The organism is Atopobium minutum 10063974 (assembly GCF_000364325.1).
In the GTDB taxonomy this organism is placed as follows: Bacteria; Actinomycetota; Coriobacteriia; order Coriobacteriales; family Atopobiaceae; genus Atopobium; species Atopobium minutum.
Window position 1 is genome coordinate 193,855 of record NZ_KB822534.1, and the last position, 16,645, is coordinate 210,499.

At 50.8% G+C, this 16,645-nt stretch carries 13 protein-coding genes; 1 reads left to right on the forward strand and 12 read right to left on the reverse strand.

Annotation, left to right across the window (positions count from 1 at the left end; all coding sequences use genetic code 11):
* Positions 1–2: 2 nt before the first annotated feature.
* From acpS to rplM, 5 genes are all read right to left on the reverse strand, one after another.
* Complete coding sequence (gene acpS, locus HMPREF1091_RS07640) at positions 3–596, reverse strand: holo-ACP synthase (RefSeq protein ID WP_002564235.1); 594 nt, start codon at positions 594–596, stop codon at positions 3–5.
* Between the two features lie 18 nt (positions 597–614).
* Positions 615–2,462, reverse strand: coding sequence for a glutamine--fructose-6-phosphate transaminase (isomerizing) (glmS, locus tag HMPREF1091_RS07645; RefSeq protein WP_002564236.1), 1,848 nt, complete (start codon positions 2,460–2,462; stop codon positions 615–617).
* A gap of 31 nt (positions 2,463–2,493) precedes the next feature.
* A complete protein-coding gene (gene glmM, locus HMPREF1091_RS07650; RefSeq protein WP_002564237.1) occupies positions 2,494–3,831 on the reverse strand; it encodes a phosphoglucosamine mutase in 1,338 nt (445 codons plus the stop codon).
* 99 nt (positions 3,832–3,930) lie between these two features.
* Positions 3,931–4,326, reverse strand: coding sequence for a 30S ribosomal protein S9 (rpsI, locus tag HMPREF1091_RS07655; protein ID WP_002564238.1), 396 nt, complete (start codon positions 4,324–4,326; stop codon positions 3,931–3,933).
* Between the two features lie 3 nt (positions 4,327–4,329).
* Positions 4,330–4,770, reverse strand: coding sequence for a 50S ribosomal protein L13 (gene rplM / locus HMPREF1091_RS07660; RefSeq protein ID WP_002564239.1), 441 nt, complete (start codon positions 4,768–4,770; stop codon positions 4,330–4,332).
* Positions 4,771–5,024: 254 nt separating this feature from the next.
* On the opposite strand from rplM, the gene HMPREF1091_RS07665 reads away from it, so the two are divergent.
* On the forward strand, positions 5,025–6,026 hold the full coding sequence (locus HMPREF1091_RS07665) for a lipid II:glycine glycyltransferase FemX (RefSeq protein WP_002564240.1): 1,002 nt from the start codon (positions 5,025–5,027) through the stop codon (positions 6,024–6,026).
* A gap of 37 nt (positions 6,027–6,063) precedes the next feature.
* Here the strand turns inward: HMPREF1091_RS07665 and HMPREF1091_RS07670 are convergent, their stop codons facing one another.
* From HMPREF1091_RS07670 to HMPREF1091_RS07700, 7 genes are all read right to left on the reverse strand, one after another.
* Entirely contained in the window at positions 6,064–7,542 is a 1,479-nt protein-coding gene (locus HMPREF1091_RS07670; RefSeq protein ID WP_002564241.1) for a Sapep family Mn(2+)-dependent dipeptidase, read from the reverse strand.
* 1 nt (position 7,543) lies between these two features.
* Positions 7,544–9,274 carry an HTH domain-containing protein gene (locus HMPREF1091_RS07675; RefSeq protein WP_002564242.1) on the reverse strand — a complete coding sequence of 577 codons (1,731 nt, stop codon included), beginning with the start codon at positions 9,272–9,274 and terminating at the stop codon, positions 7,544–7,546.
* Positions 9,271–10,452 carry a MalY/PatB family protein gene (locus HMPREF1091_RS07680; RefSeq protein ID WP_002564243.1) on the reverse strand — a complete coding sequence of 394 codons (1,182 nt, stop codon included), beginning with the start codon at positions 10,450–10,452 and terminating at the stop codon, positions 9,271–9,273. Before HMPREF1091_RS07680 ends, HMPREF1091_RS07675 begins: the two co-directional genes overlap by 4 nt.
* Positions 10,453–10,539: 87 nt before the next feature.
* Positions 10,540–11,982, reverse strand: coding sequence for a fructose-specific PTS transporter subunit EIIC (locus HMPREF1091_RS07685; protein WP_002564244.1), 1,443 nt, complete (start codon positions 11,980–11,982; stop codon positions 10,540–10,542).
* A gap of 132 nt (positions 11,983–12,114) precedes the next feature.
* Positions 12,115–12,564, reverse strand: a complete 450-nt coding sequence (locus tag HMPREF1091_RS07690) for a PTS fructose transporter subunit IIA (RefSeq protein WP_002564245.1) — start codon at positions 12,562–12,564, stop codon at positions 12,115–12,117.
* A 315-nt stretch (positions 12,565–12,879) separates the two neighbouring features.
* Positions 12,880–13,938: a ribonucleotide-diphosphate reductase subunit beta gene (locus HMPREF1091_RS07695; protein WP_002564246.1), complete on the reverse strand. Its 1,059-nt coding sequence runs from the start codon at positions 13,936–13,938 to the stop codon at positions 12,880–12,882.
* Positions 13,939–14,051: 113 nt separating this feature from the next.
* Positions 14,052–16,571 (reverse strand): ribonucleoside-diphosphate reductase subunit alpha, encoded by a 2,520-nt coding sequence (locus HMPREF1091_RS07700; RefSeq protein ID WP_002564247.1) that lies wholly within the window; start codon positions 16,569–16,571, stop codon positions 14,052–14,054.
* Positions 16,572–16,645: the final 74 nt, after the last annotated feature.

Sequence of the window (16,645 nt, forward strand, 5' to 3'; positions counted from 1 at the left end):
CACTACTCCTCGGTGGACTGGTTGGCAACATCAACAACATCAAGCATGGTCGTGCCGGTAGGATCAGCAGCTTGCTTTTGGGCACGCGGTGCTCCTAGGGGCTCCATGGCAGAAATTTGTACACGTTCTAGCTCATCTATCACGCAACGAGCTTCCTTGAATGAGGCGGCAAGCTGCTCCTTTGGATCGGGCTTCTCGTCCTTTTTGGGACGAGCCTGAGCCGTTACAGCAACGGCATTGGCTACGGCAAACTCATGAGTAAACGATAGCGAAAGCGCCACCTCAAGTACACCGTTTTTCTGCGCAATGGCAAACGCCTTATTGCACAGCACGACCATGGGTTTGCCATTGGCATCGTGCGCAACACTCACATCGGACAGACCAATACCTTGTGAAAAACCCGTGCCCAAAGCCTTAAGCACAGCTTCACGTGCTGCAAATCGGCAGGCATAATGCTGAGCGGGACGCGCTTTGGCATTGCAGTACGCTTGTTCTTGGGGTGTAAACACGCGCGCAGCAAGATGAGGATAGCGCTCAAGTGCGCGCTCCATGCGTGCAATTTCAAAAATGTCTACCCCAACACCAGCTAGTGCCATAGTCTTGCCACCTTTGCCCTACTCAACCGTAACCGATTTAGCCAGGTTGCGTGGCTTATCGACATCACACTTGCGCGCCAGCGCCACGTTACGTGCAAGCATCTGCAAATGAACAACGGCCACAATGGGAACAAAGAGCTCCTCCTGCATGGGCGGAATCCACAGCACATGATGACACAGCGCAGCCACATCCGCATCGCCGTCGGTAGCTACAGCAATGCAGGTAGCTCCACGAGCGATAACTTCCTCTATGTTGGAAACGGTTTTATCATGCACGCGATCTTGCGGCACAAGCGCCACAACAGGAAAGCCCTTCTCGAGAAGCGCAATGGGACCGTGCTTCATCTCACCGGCAGCATAGGCTTCTGCATGAAGATAGCTCACTTCTTTAAGCTTTAAGGCGCCTTCTGCAGCCGTTGTGGCATTAACGCCACGCCCCAAAAACAAGCTGGAGTTTGCCTGGGCAAAGGCCCGAGACACCACCTTGTCCTGCCAACCACGCTTGAGCACTTCACGCATCTGATCGGGCAGTTTGAGCAGCTCAGAATACTTGTCTTGCACCTGCTCGTAGCTCATAGTGCCCTTGTGGTGTGCTAAGTACAGCGCCAACAGAACAGCTGCAACCATCTGAGCCGTATAGGCCTTGGTGGAACAGACGCATACCTCAGGACCTGCTTGAATATACAGCACGCCGTCACTTTCGCGCGCGGCGGTAGAGCCAATCACGTTGGTGATGGCAAACACCCGCGCACCCAAGCTACGCATCTTGCGAGCGGCAGAGAGGGTATCGGCTGTTTCTCCGGACTGAGAGATAATCACGCACAGCGTATGATCCGTTACCAACACATCCTGATAAATAAATTCTGATGCCGTTTCTACCACAACGGGCACCTTTGCCCAGGCTTCTATCACGGTACGGGCGATAAGCCCCACATGATAGCTGGTACCACAGGCAATGACATAGATCCTATCAATAGCAGCAATATCTTGATTGGACATTTTAAGCTCATCCAGTGTGATGCCCGTATCAGACATGCGCTCATGCAACAGACGCTCTAGCGCCTCGGGCTGCTCGGCAATTTCTTTTGCCATGAAGTCTGGATAGCCGCCCAGGGTAGCTGCGGAAGCCTCCCAATCAACCGTGTATTTATTGGGTTGTGCAACAAGCGAGCCTTCGGAGCTGATGACGCTCACGTTGCCGTTCTTGGAAAGACGCGCCAGCTGCTTATCGTCCAACTGAATGACCTCAGAGGCCTTGCCGGCCAGTGCAGAAACATCGGATGCGGCATACACACCATCGGGTGCCTGAGCAATGATCAGCGGAGAACGATTGCGAGCAACCACCAACTCATCAGGGGTATCTGCACACAAGACCGCCAGGGCCCACGAACCCTCCAAGCGGCTTGTTGCAATGCACACCGCCTCCAGCAGGTTTTTTTGAGCCGGACCGGCTAAAGACTCCTCGATCAGATGGGCTATCACCTCAGAGTCTGTATCGGATACAAAACTGTGCCCCGCTACCAGCAACTCCTCTTTAAGCGCGCGGTAGTTCTCGATAATACCGTTGTGGACAATGGCCACGCGTCCCGAGCAGTCCACATGAGGGTGAGAGTTTTTATCCGAGGGAGCACCGTGAGTTGCCCAACGCGTGTGAGCAATGCCGCTGGTACCCAACAGATTTGCCGTAGAGCAGCGCTGCGCCAATACAGACACACGACCAGCGCACTTAACCCCGTGCAACCCACCGTCCTTAGACAGCACTTCCACGCCCGCTGAGTCATATCCGCGGTATTCAAGAGCGGCAAGCCCCTCTAATAAAAACGGCGCCGCCTGTTTTGTTCCAATATAGCCAACGATTCCGCACATACCTATCCTAACGATCCGGACTGATGTCTATCTAAGCCTTAAAGGGTTCTAGCGCTGCAATAACAATGGCGTTTGCATCGCGACAAAGCTTCTCGTCTGGTGCTTCTGACAGCACACGCACCAGTGGCTCGGTACCCGATGCGCGAACCAAAACGCGGCCATTACCTTTGAGGAACTTCTCGGCAGCCGCCACCGCAGCCTTGACCTCACAAGATTCCATAGCGGCCTGCTTGTTGGCCACACGGATGTTATCCAGCTGCTGAGGATACAGCGAAACAGGACGAACCAGTTCGGACAAGGTCTCATGCTCCGCACGGATAACTTCCATTACTCGAAGGCTGGTCATGATGCCATCTCCGGTATTTTCTATGTCGCCAAAAATAACATGACCAGATTGCTCGCCACCCAACGAGTAGCCATGCGCGCGCATGCAGGCAAAGACGTTTTTATCGCCCACGTCGGTTTTCTCATAGGCAACCTTGGCGACATCTAAGGCTTTGAACAGGCCAAAATTGGACATAACGGTAGGAACTACCGTACCGCCCGCCAAACGACCATGCTTATTGAGGTATTTAGCACACACGTACAAAATGAGGTCACCATCTACCACGCGACCACGATCATCCACAGCAATACAGCGGTCTGCATCACCATCGTAGGCAAAGCCCACGTCCAAGCCCTGCTCCACCACGTGACGCTGCAAAACCTCAATATGAGTGGATCCCGCGTCCACATTGATATTAAAGCCATTGGGTGAGTTATTGATTACGCGTACATCTGCCCCAAGGGCATCAAAAACAGGTTTGGCAACACTGGAAGCAGCACCATTGGCACAGTCCAGACCCACCTTTACACCCTGGAGCGAGAAGTTTGCGCTGGCTATGAGATGGGCAATGTAGCGATTACGCCCCTGCATGTAATCCACCGTACAGCCGATTGCGTTTTCCGTGGCCAAAGGCAGCTCAAACTTATGATCAATATAGTCCTCAACCTGCTCCAAGATGTCCTCTTCCATCTTGTAGCCATCGTTGTTGACCAGCTTAATGCCGTTATCGGTATACGGATTGTGGCTGGCAGTAATCATGACGCCACAGTCAAAATTGCCATCAACCACCTCAAAACTCACACCTGGGGTTGGAATGACATGCAACAGGTAGGCGTCAGCGCCCGAGGCAACCACGCCTGCTACAAGAGCAGATTCAAACATATAGCTGGAGCGACGTGTGTCCTTACCAATAAGCACACGAGCCTTGCGCTCCTGCTTGGCACCATAATACCAACCAATAAAACGACCAATTTGAAAGGCATGGTCTACCGTAAGGCCTTCATTTGCCTTACCTCTAAATCCATCAGTCCCGAAATACTTCATTTTGTCTCCCGTTCTTTCGGCTTGTACTATGGTAACCCAACAAAAAAGGGGCTCGCCACTAGGACGAACCCCTTCGATGAATCTGAAATAAATAACAGATTAACGCTTGGAGAACTGAGGACGCTTACGGGCCTTCTTCAGACCGTACTTCTTGCGCTCAACAGCACGGGCATCACGGGTAAGGAAGCCGGCCTTCTTGAGCTCAGGACGATACTCACCAGCGCTGAGAAGAGCGCGGGCAATACCCAAGCGAAGTGCGCCAGACTGACCGTTGATGCCGCCGCCATCACAACGAGCAATGACGTCAAAAGCGTTTACGGTATCTGTGACCTTAAAAGGTGCAAGTGCATTGTCTACGAGCTGCTGACGACCAAAGTAAGCCAGAGCCTCGCGACCATTAATGGTAACCTTGCCGGTGCCGGGAACGAGGCGTACGCGAGCGACGGCCTCCTTGCGACGGCCAGTGCCGGTGTATACAGCGGTGTTATCAGCCATCGGTTATGCCTCCAAATCAATCTTGGTAGGGTTCTGGGCGGTGTGAGGGTGCTCTGAACCAGCGTATACATGAAGCTTACGATACTGCTGAGCACCAAGACGAGTTTTGGGGAGCATGCCCTTGATTGCGTGCTCTACTACACGCTCGGGATGCTTTTCCATAGCCACCTTGAAAGACTCGGTCTTAAGACCGCCAAGAAAACCAGAGTAGCGCCAGTAAGACTTGTGCTCTGCCTTAACACCAGTGAGCACTACCTTATCGGCATTGATAACTACTACAAAGTCTCCGGTATCAGTGTGAGGGGTGTATTGAGGCTTATTCTTACCACGCAGAATCATTGCAACCTGAGTAGCAAGACGGCCCAAGGTAGCACCCTCAGCGTCAACGAGCACCCAATTGCGCTCGACTTCGCCGGCCTTGGCGTAATGAGTCGATTTGTTCACTTGACTCCTCCAACATACGGATACGTAGCTGTTCCTGGACGAACAACTGCTGCTAATTCTTTTACAGAGATTACGGGGCTCTACAAAAATAGCTTTAAAAGTATACACCACCCCAAAATAAAGGTCACGCCCCGCCCTCGATTTCTTAGATTTGTCCGCAACAATCACGTAATTTTCACGCAGACCAGGCAAAGAGCACCCCGCTCGGAGTGCGCTCGGTATAATAAAGCCGCGTAATACGTATAAGGAGCAGCATGATTACCGTTAAAAAAGTAAGCATATCCGAGCTAGAATCCGCAGCCCAGGGCTGCGATTTTTTACTTCCCATAGAACAGACTGCCGCCTGGGCGCGCTACCAGGCAACCATTGAGGGACGCAAGCCTTGGGGTAGTTTTGTTATCCAACAGGATGGGCAGCCGCTCGCGTTTATTTCTTTTATCGACTTTGAGACCCACGGCTACCATTATCTGCGCTCCGTACATGGTCCTGCCTGGCTTGAGCATCCCAGTCAAGAAACAGAAACGCAGGTTTTGCAGGCTTTGGCGACACAGCTCAAGCAAAGCGATAAACACCTGGTATTTATGCGTGTAGATACCTGGTACGACAATCTAGCACTCCCCGTTTTGAGCACTGTTCCCTACGATCAAACCGTTGTCATTCCGCTGGAAGGCGGCGATGAAGCAATTCTGAAGCAGATGAAAAGCCGAGGAAGGCGCGATGTTCGCAAAGCGTTGCGTGAATGCCCTGCAACCTGCCTGGATGAGACCGATCGTGCTTACCAAGACTTTAGCAAGTATTACGAGGTCATGATAGACACGGGCAAGCGCGATAATTTTGTTCCTGCTCCCCTGTCCGACTACACTGACATGCTCAATGCGCTTGGCCAAGACCACTGTCGCGTCTTTGCTGCCCGTATTGATGATCGTGTGGTTGGTTGGTCCATCGTAACCCTCATGGGACACACAGCCGTACGCTATTATGCTGGCATGCGTTCTGAGGTTATGCGCATGCACGTTACCGATAAGCTCTTGTATTCCGAGTGCTGTCTACTGGGAGAGATGGGCATTACCCACTATGACCTTATGGGTATTGGCAGTGACTTTGCACCTTCACTTAAAGGTCTCAATGAGTTCAAAACCAAGTTTACCAGCGAGATTACTCCTGTTGCAGCCGGTAGAGACATCCCTTTGCGCCCTGTGTATTACAAGGCGCTTACCACTGCCAAGAAACTCCGCAAGACCCTGGGTGCGCGCTAGGCATAAGAGACGCTGAACGGACGTTATGCAACGCTTGTTACCCGTTAAGCAGCTGGGCAAGCGCGGTAATATAAATTGCAAGCGCACGCTTGAGTGAAGCCTCTGGTATTGCCTCTTGGGGGCCATGGATGGTACCCACCCATTCAGGCGCATGAGGATCTGGATCCTCTTCCGGACCAAAAGCCACAGCATACGGAAAATGCTTAGCATAGGTCCCACCGCCCAGTGTTACCGGTTGTTTGTGCTCGCCAGTCCACTCCTCATAACTTTTAAGCAGCGTCATAATCTCAGGGCTTTGCGGATCGACATACAGATACTTGCCGCGGCGCACTTCTTCGAATTCCAAACCATGCTGAGCACAGACCTTTTGAAGCTGAACACACAACGCATCAGGCGTAGTGGATTTGGGATAGCGACTATCCACGGTCTGGACAAACATGCCATCACGGACGTACATAACACCGCTCACAATAGTAAGCGGATCAAAAATGTCATCAGTGGCGTCTACACCCAACAAAGAGCCATCCCATGCCCCATGCATGAGCTGCTGAAATTCTAACCAGCGCTTCTCACTTGGAGCGTACAGACCATTTTCTAGGAGATACTCTGCCAAAATCCCAAGAGCATTGTTGGTCCCCTCAGGCATGGCGGCATGGCCTCCAATACCTTGAGCAGCTATGCGCACACAACCCTCGCCTTCAGGGGAAAACGAAATATGCTCTGCTTGTGGCAATTCATTAAGCGCAGCGCGTACCAGTGCATGAGCATGAGCCGCTACCGCATTGCGTACGGTGCCACCTTCCATGGAAATAATACGTCCGTCTGTCTGCACGGGAAAAGAAATGAGTGCGTTATATGAGCCTTTCTCGCCACACACTACAGGCCAAGAGGAATCAGGGGTAAAGAGAAAATTAGGGGCTTCATATTTTGATTGATAATAGTGGGCATCCTTCATGCCTGTCTCTTCATTGCCACCCAAAAGCACCCGCAGGCTATGATATGGCGCAAATTCTGGCTGCGTAAAGAAATGCGCCGCCCATAGAGTCAGAACTGCCGGGCCTTTGTCATCCAAAACGCCGCGTCCAACCAGATATCCATCACGGCGCTGCAACAAAAAGGGGTCCCTATCCCATCCAGATCCCGCAGGAACAACATCGAGATGTGCCATGGTGGCGATTTGCTTTCTTGGGCAGCTGTCGCTCGCCGCATGAGATCGCAACTTTGAGAGGGGCACATCCGCAAACGCAAGATACCCATCACAGGAATGTGCGTCAAGCTCCAAGCGCACAGCAATCTCCATACCGCAGCGTAGTGCTTGATCTACGGCTTCTCCAAAGGGCTTTTGGGCAGAAGCGGTTGATGGATCCTCTGTGCTGGGAATGGAAACAAGCTGCGCAATATCCGCAACAACATCCTCCCAGTGTTGGTTTACAAAAGCCTCAATCTGTTGGTGGGTTGGCAGGCGCACGACAGAAGTGTCCGCTCCACAGGATTTTGACTGGTGTGCATGATCCATACTAGTTCTCCAAACCGAGCAGGCCCATGAGCTGCTGATAGCTCATATTTGGCTCAATGGACGCTTGAGAAGACAGCGTAGAATACAGATACGAGAAGATCGTATTCTTATCATCTTGATGCTTACTTGCAAACACTATCAAGATCAGCTTAATAGCTTCCTGTGGTGTAGGCACAGCGGTTGTGGGACAAATCGCAAAAAGCCTAAAGCTGTGAGACGGCGTTTTAGTCACACAATGAGGAACGGCCACGCCGTTAAACTCGAGGCGATCTGCCTGCAGCTCACGCGCTAAAGTAGCAGTGGCTTCTTCTTTGCTCATGCGACCACAAGATACCAGCATATCCAAACCCTTGGTGAGGGTTGCCTCATAGCTCAAACCCTTTGTCTGTAGTGCCACATAGTTTTCTTTCGGCAACATAGATGCAAGCGATCTTTTATATGAGGTATACAGCACGCTGCGCTGGAGCTGTGCTATGTCCTTATCACGCAAAATTCCATGGGTAAGCAAATCCCAAGGTAGATCATCTGCTCCAGGACCATTGCAAGCTTCATCTCGGATAAGAAGGTCAAAATTTTGTGTCCGATACTTTGCGGCGGCAGCAGCAAGATCATCCACCACAACAATGGTGGTATCGCTCATGGCTTGTTCAAGTAACGCACAATTGATAGCTTCCAGCGACTTACGAGCACTTACCAGCAAAATAGTTGTAGGCGCTGTATAATCGCGTGCCGAGCTGCCAATCACATACAGCGCACAGAGTTCTGGCTCTAATAACAGCCCAGGGTACATAAGCTCTATACGCGAGCAATAAATACGGGCAAAATCAAACTCAAACGGATGAGCCATGCGCAATTCTTCAATCTGCGTGCAAAACTCATCGTCCATGATGGTTGGAAACAACGAAGCGCGAGCCACATGCGCAAAAATCAAATGTGGCAGATTAGCACTCACACCCTGAACGCCATGCTGATTAAGCATGTCTGTTGCAAGGCCCATAAGCTCATAGCGCTTATCGCTTAGCCAGGTATACGTTTGCATTTTCTTATCGATAAACGCACGCAGCGCACTGCGATATGTATTGGTAGAAGTAGCTGTTTTATGCACAAACCCCGCTGTTGCAATAGCGGCATTAACCTGCATGTTTACTTGAGCGGTAGACAACCAGGGCTTGAGCTTGGCGCGATACTCCTCCACCTCTGGCACCAAAGATCCCAGGGCCGTAAGACCGGCGTTGGCTAAAAGCTCGATATCATTTTTAAGAGCGTTATTTTGTGCACACAGTGCCGTGAGCAAATCCACTGGACCAAGCTTATAAAATATGAGGTTCAAGCCATGTCCTGCGCGCGAGGTAATATGCAAAATATCCCGAAATCGCATATTAAGTTTGTCTATTGACTGACGCACTGTGACCAAAGGCAGAGCAGTATACTCGGCAAGCTCGCCCACCGTTGTGGAAGGCGTGGTCAAAAGCGCAAGCAACACCTCCGTGGCCTCATCGTAGGCATGTTGCACCAGCGTATCTAACGCACGCGGAGAGTCAATACGCAAGCGATAATTAAGCCCCGACTCAATCTGGCCTGCACCGCAAGACTCCAAAAGCGTGTTAAGACGGGTGACATCACGCAAAACCGTACGCCGAGAAACGCCTAATGCTGCGGCTAATTGTTGCCCTGTTGCTGGAGCTTCTTGTAAGAGCTGGATAAGCTGCTTTTCTCGTCCGTTTAGCCTCATAGGCTCTGCACGCCCTTGAGCAGTCCTTCAAGTCCCTGCTCCAGCTTGGACCGCGGGCAGGCCACGCACATGCGCATAAAGCGGTCATCCCCATAGGTTGCACCGCTCATAATGCCTACATGACCCTGCTCTACGCATGCCTGTTGCAGGCGCTTTGAACTTTGCTGCAACTCAGAAATATCCATCCAAGCCAAATAGGTAGCATGCGGAATTTCAAACTTGATGCGCGGAATAGCACTGCTCAAGAACTCCTTGATACGCTGCATGTTTGAGCGCGTATGCTCTACCAGCCCATCTGCATAATAATCGCAACTGGTATATGCCGCCATCTGAGCATACATACCCATAATGCTTACGCTAGACAAGGCATTGCGCTGTTTGAGCTCCACCAAAAACTCGTCACGAATATTCGATTCTGGAATAAAAAGATACGAGCCAATCAGCCCAGCCGTATTAAACGTTTTGGAACTGGAGCACGCAAGCGCCACGCCGGTCGTAGTGATCTCTGTAATAGGCGTGTAGGGAACATCCCCTAAAATGAGGTCACGATGAATGTCATCGGAAATAATAAAGGTGTGGGTTTGTTGGGCAATCGCCACAATATCAGTAAGCTCCTGCCGAGAAAACACTTTGCCCGTAGGGTTATGCGGATTGGTAAGAAGCAAAATTTTTGCGCGTGGGTTTTCACAAGCCGCGTACAACGCATCCAAATCAAAATGATAGCCCTCATGTGCTGCAGGCATATACACCGGAAGCATTTCTCGTCCGTTTGCCTGGATTGCCCCGTAAAACCCATCATACAGAGGTATAAACGTAACCACCGCATCTCCTGGACAAGACAGCATACGAATCAGTGTTGCCACAGAGTAGATGACACTGGGGCTATACACAATCCAGTCTGGATCCACCTTTGCAGCACCACGCCTGGAAAACCACTGCACAATGGGCTGTTTAAAGTCCTGATGGTTCCAGCGCGTATAGCCAAACACGGGATGAGACAAGCGCTTTTGTAATGCCTCAACTATGGGAGTAGGGACTTCAAAATCAGAATCAGAGATCGAGAAAGGAATGACGTCATTGGTGCCAAAGCGATCTGCCCTATAATCCCACTGCGTGCTATAGCTACCCCGACGGTCGATAACGGCATCAAAATCATAGTGTAGCGTCTCTAGCTGCATGAGAAAACCTCCTTAGAGCAAGGGCACAAACGCGCCTGTGAGAAGTATCTCACAGGCGCGCATACAACAGGTGCGCATATAAGCTGCTTACGCATTATTCTTCTGAGCGCGCCTCTTCATCCAAGCGGACTTGAATACGATAATAAACAACACATTGAGTGCAAGGCCAGCAAAGAATACAAGGTAATACTGTGGCGCCGGAGTGATAAGACCAAGCAAGGGATCAAACACGCCAATGCCAGGAGCCATACGCTTAATCCCAAGCGCCATAGACAGAGCACCCGCAATACCACCGGACAAAACGTTCGCAGAAATCATAGGCAAAGGCGCTGCTAAGGCATAAGGAATGGCGGGTTCGGTAGCAGTGGTTGCACCAACAATCAAAGCAGGCCATGCCGCGTCACGCTCTGCCTCGGTAAACAGAGCAGGCTTAATCCAAGTAGCAATAGCCGCAGCTACAGGAGGTAGCAAGGTTACTACACCAACGATGCCGTACCACTCATACACGCCAGAGGCAACCAATGAGAATGAGAAGAACCACGCTGCTTTATTAACAGGGCCACCCATATCAAAGGCAAGCATAGCGCCCACAAGAAATGCTGCAAACAAACGAGCGCTCTCGGGGACGCTTTGAAGCATGGTCACCAAGCCGTTCATCATACCAGCAGCAATGGGACCCAACACGTAGTAGGTCAAGATGCCAAAGATAAGAAGTGCGGTAAACGGAATGATCAAAAAGCCCATGAGTCCTTGCATGTTCTTTGGAAGCTTGATGTCCTTCATAGCCTTGGCGTAATAGCCCACTAACAGGCCAATAGCAACAGCACCAATGAAGCCTGCATTTGCAGGAGTGCCCAGCAAATCAGAACGATTTGCCAAATAAGAGCAGATAAACGCAGGTGCTAAAGCGGGCTTACCACCAATAGACTGAGCGATATAGCCACCCATAACAGGAACCATAAATGAGAAGCCCAAGCCACCAATGGTGTTGAGTACCCAAGCCAAAGAGGCAACTGTGCCCGTTTCCACATTGGGCTCTACATTAGGTGCACCAAACTGAGCCATGATAGAGCCAATGGCCATGAGCAAACCGCCGCCAATAACAAAGGGTAGAGCAGCGGATACTCCAGCCATAAGATGAGACATAAGCCCGCTTACCGATGCCTCTTTAGCTGCGCGACCACCCAAATCAACCGCGGTAGCACGATACACCTGAGCTTGTGTCTCCAGATTGGACACGATGGTATCCATATCCTTAAGTGCCTTGGATACCGGCACTTCTACGATTTTCTTTCCATCAAAGCGCACGCGGTCATCATCGGTCATGCCCTTACCCAGTGCAAGAATTACGTAATCGGCACGTTTGATCTGCTCTGCAGTCAGCGCGTTCTCAATACCGTTTGCGCCCTGCGTCTCTACATGAACCTCGTACCCCGCAGCCTCGCCCTTGGTCTTAATTGCTTCCGCAACCATATAGGTATGTGCAATACCTGCCGGACAATTGGTTACTGCAACAATTGACTGAGACATAGGCCCTCCTCTCACCGTTGTTATGCTTACCAGCATCCTTGTTGCTGGATTTGCCTACAAAAACAAACTCGTTACAAAAACAAACTCATAAGCTCGTTGCTTCGTTAGCTGAGCGGCTCGGCAGCTTGTTGCCTAATCTCCTGCAAGCACACTAGCAATAAGCTCATATACCTCATCAGTGCTTCCATTTTTGAGCACCTGCACAAATTCAGGGTAGACAAGCCTACGACTGAGTGCCGATAAAAGCTTGAGGTGCTCTGCGTTTTCTCCCAATGGAACCAGTAAAGAGATCACGGTATCCACGGGTTTATCGTCAATAGCGTCCCAATCCACCGCAGGATCAAGCTTTGCAAACAGCACGGTCGCAGTTAGAACCTGCGCAGACTTTGCATGAGGAATAGCAATGCCACCGCCAAACCCCGTGGTTGCTTCATCCTCACGCTGGGTGTAGTCGGCTATGATTGCAGACGTATTGGCGACAACCCCAAGCTCTTGGGCGCGGTTAGCAAGCGCCTGAAATACCTCCGCCTGATTGGCAGCCTGCAAGGTCCCCAGCATGTGGTCTTGAGAAAAAAGCGTCATGGTTCCCCATGCCTTTCCTAACTATGCAACAACACTATGACTTCCATACTCACAGTATTCACGAGGACCTTTGCAAAGTTAAGCACCAAATTGTCACAGCAGCTGTGACAGATATGGTTACCTGCACTTTTATGGCTCTTTGGCTATCTTTGTGCTTGGAATTGCCGTATGGCTTACACAGTGGATGGCGGACATCAGAATGGCTTGTGCAACAGACAGCGTGTAACAGACAGCGTGTAACAGACAGCGTGCATAAAAATCAGCGCTCCCATAAAGAAGAGCGCTGACATGAAAACTTGTATTGTCGGATACAACTTATAAATCATCTACTAAAGCACTTGATTTGGCATATGCTGTAGAACGCGCCTCAAAGAAGTCCGTCTTTACCATATTGGCGCTGGAGTATTGAGATACCCATTCCATACCTTCAGGCTCACCAGACACATCTTCAAACAACTGCCCATAACCCAGGCCACTCCAGCGAAGATTGCCCAAGTAACGGATATACTGCTCCACCATATCACCCGTTAGACCAGGGATTTTATCGCCAATTACATAGCGACCCCAAGCGATCTCTTGGCGCACTCCTTCGAGCAACATCTCACGCAGCTCCTGGACGACCTTCTCGTCAAACAGCTGGGGTTCTTCACGCTGAAGCTCAGAAATAATATTGCGGAACAGCCACAGATGCGTGTTCTCGTCTCGATTGATATAGCGGATTTCCTGGGCGCTACCAGGCATTTTTCCATTGCGTGCCAAATTATAGAAGAACATAAATCCAGAGTAGAAGTACACGCCCTCCAAAATATAGTTGGCCATACACACACGCAAGAGCGCGCGAGGGCTCTGCTCCGCCAAAAACTCATTGTAGAGATCGCCAATAAAGGTGTTGCGGGCAAGCAGGTGCTCATCATCGCGCCACTGATACAAAATCTCATTGCGCTTCTCGGGGGAACAAATGGTGTCCAGCATGTAGGAGTAGCTCTGAGAATGGACACATTCCTGGAAGGTCTGTATACCCAAGCAGAGGTTGACTTCATTGGCCGTAATATAGCTGCTTACATTGGGCAGGTTGGCACTTTGTAAGCTGTCGAGAAACACCAAAAAGCTGAGGATCTTATCGTAAGCGGTGCGCTCAGGCTCGGACAGCAACGGATAATCCTTGATGTCTTGAGCCAGATTGATCTCCTCTGGAACCCAAAAGTTATTCATAGCATTGCGGTACCAGTCACTCACCCACTGGTAGCGCATGTTGTTAAAGTCGTTGAGGTTAGTGGTGTTGCCGCCAATCATGCGGCGCTCGCGCACATCAATATCACCCTGTGGGTTAAACAGGGGACGACGCTCCAACTTCATGCTTTTGTCAACGGTCATGGTCTCTCCACTTCATGTAACTGTTGTATATCTTGCTTACCTTGCCTGCATCTGCTTACTCAGCAACACTGGGATGCACCCGTGCAGGCGCAAAAGCGTCCACGTGGCAGCGCTTAAGAAGCGCAGCTCTCACATTCCTCCACCTCAAGAGATTTGGAACGCACATAGTAGATGGTTTTTACGCCGCGCGCCCACGCATCCAGATACAGATCAAGGACCTGGCGCATAGTAAACTCGTTGGTGATGTACAAATTCATGGACTGTGCCTGATCAATGTGGCGCTGTCGGATAGCGGCCGCGCGGATAGACCAATGCTGATCAATCGTGTGTGCCGCCTTGTAATACCAATAGGTTGCAGCGCTCAGCTCAGGGGCAATACGTGGCAGCATCATGCCTTTCTTCTCTTCCAAGAAAAATGCCTGCATGATGGGATCCAAACCAGCTGTAGTACCAGAAAGAATAGAGGTAGAGCTGGTGGGCGCAATCGCAAGCAAATACGCATTGCGCATACCATTGGCCGCAACCTTAGCCCGCAACTCATCCCATTGTGCACCAACATACTGACGCTTTTCAAAGTATGCACCCGTCTGCCAGTCAGAACCCTCAAACAAAGCATACGAACCACGCTCGGCAGCCAAATTGCAAGAAGCTTCAATGGCAAAGCGATTGATCTGCTCAAACAGCTGATCTACAAACGCGAGGTGCTCCTCACTCTCCCAGCGAATAGCGCGCTTAGCCAACATATGATGGTAGCCGCTCACGCCCAAACCAATGGAGCGGTAACGATGGTTGGTAATCTTGGCGTAAGGCAAAGCGTAAAAGTTGAGGTCAATGACGTTGTCCAAAGCGCGGACCACCGTATGCGTAAGCTCACGCAGATGCGCGGTGTTCTCAAGATCAATGTTGCCCAACGACAAACTTGCTAAATTGCACACAACAAAGTCACCCGGCCGCACGGTAGTAACCACTACGGTGTCGCCCTCATCCGTTACAATTTCACGCGAAACCGTCTGCATAGCAGAGGTGTTTTGTGCAATTTCCGTACACAGATTTGAGCAGTAAATAGTGCCTGCTTGGGGATTGGGATTAGCACGATTGACCGTATCACGCATAAAGGCAAATGGTGTGCCCGTCTCCACAGCAGAACGGATAATCAGGCGGACTATCTCTCTCAGAGGTATGCTGCGTTTAGAAATACGTGGATCTGCCACACACTCTAGATAGCGACGCTCCCACTCCTCACCAAAGTAATCCTCAAGCGCATAGCCCTTAATGGTGAGAATCTCGTGCGGGTCCATCAGATGCCACTGCTGGGACATATCTTGCTGAACAAGCTTCCAAAATAGATCGGGGTAACAGACCGCAGGAAAAACATCGTGCGCCTTCATACGATCATCGCCATTATTGGTGCGAATTTGCAAGAACTCAGGAAGGTCGCGATGCCATACATCCAGATACACAGCCACGGCACCCGCGCGCATACCCAGCTGGTCTACCGCCACGGCCGTATCATTGATAACACGAATCCACCTAATGACGCCGCCAGCAACGCCTTGGAAGCCGCGAATACTGCCTCCAGAAGCACGAACTTTACCCAGGTACATACCCATGCCGCCGCCAAATTTTGACACTTGCGAGAAGTTATCAATGCTGCGGTAAATACCTTCCAAAGAATCGGGCACCGTATCAATAAAGCAGCTGGACAACTGGTGATGAGGCTTGCGCGCATTGGAAAGCGTAGGGGTTGCCATAGTAACTTCCAACGTGCTCAGCATGTTGTAAAACCGAGCCACCCAAGACAGGCGCTTGGCGTGATCCTCCTTCATGGCCAGATGCAGAGCCACGCCCAAGAACATCTCCTGGGGAGTCTCTAGGATCTCTCCCTCATGCGAACGAATAACGTAGCGACGCAACACCAGGTCAAGACCTGCATAATCAAAAAGCTTATCCCTCGTATTATCGAGAAGCTCCTGCGCTTGCAAAATTTCCTCACGGCTATACTGCTCCAAAATATAGCTGCCATAAAGGTTGGCATCCGTTAGAAGCTGAATTTTGTCATACAGATTGCTAATGCCGTGGCGTGCCATGGTTTGCTCAAGCGTCTGATGGGTTGCATATGCCATGATCCTTGCGGCAATATGGCTCCACTGCGGAGCCTCACGATCGCACAGCTCCACTGCGGCACGAGCCAAGGTATCCAAGCGCTGGGCACGTGTCATCTCTGGCTTGACCAGTCCTTCAAAGCGAGAAGCCCATGCATCCAGCGGGTAAAGCTCTTGCTCAAAGTCCTTCTCGATACCTAACAAAACGGGAAGCAAGCCCTCATCCGCGGCAAGACGGACAAGCTCGGAGCGCTGGCTGCGCAGCTCACTGCGCTTGGAACGATACAAAATGTAGCTTTTTGCCTGCTGGAAGTGACCGGCACGCATAAGGGTTTCTTCAACCACATCTTGAATAAGCTCTACCGTTGGCTGAGTCGTAGTGGACACACGCGCCTCTACCTGAGCTAAAAGCTGCTCAAGCTCCGCCTGAGTTATCTGTTCAGACGTTGCAACAAAAACCTTTTGCATGGCCCGAATAATCTTTTGGCCATCGTACTGCTCAACTGCACCACTGCGTTTAATAATGTTCATAGGGACCTCAAATATGATATGAATAGAATATATTGGGGCTGAATCCTTATAAACATACCAGATATTGTGGTTGA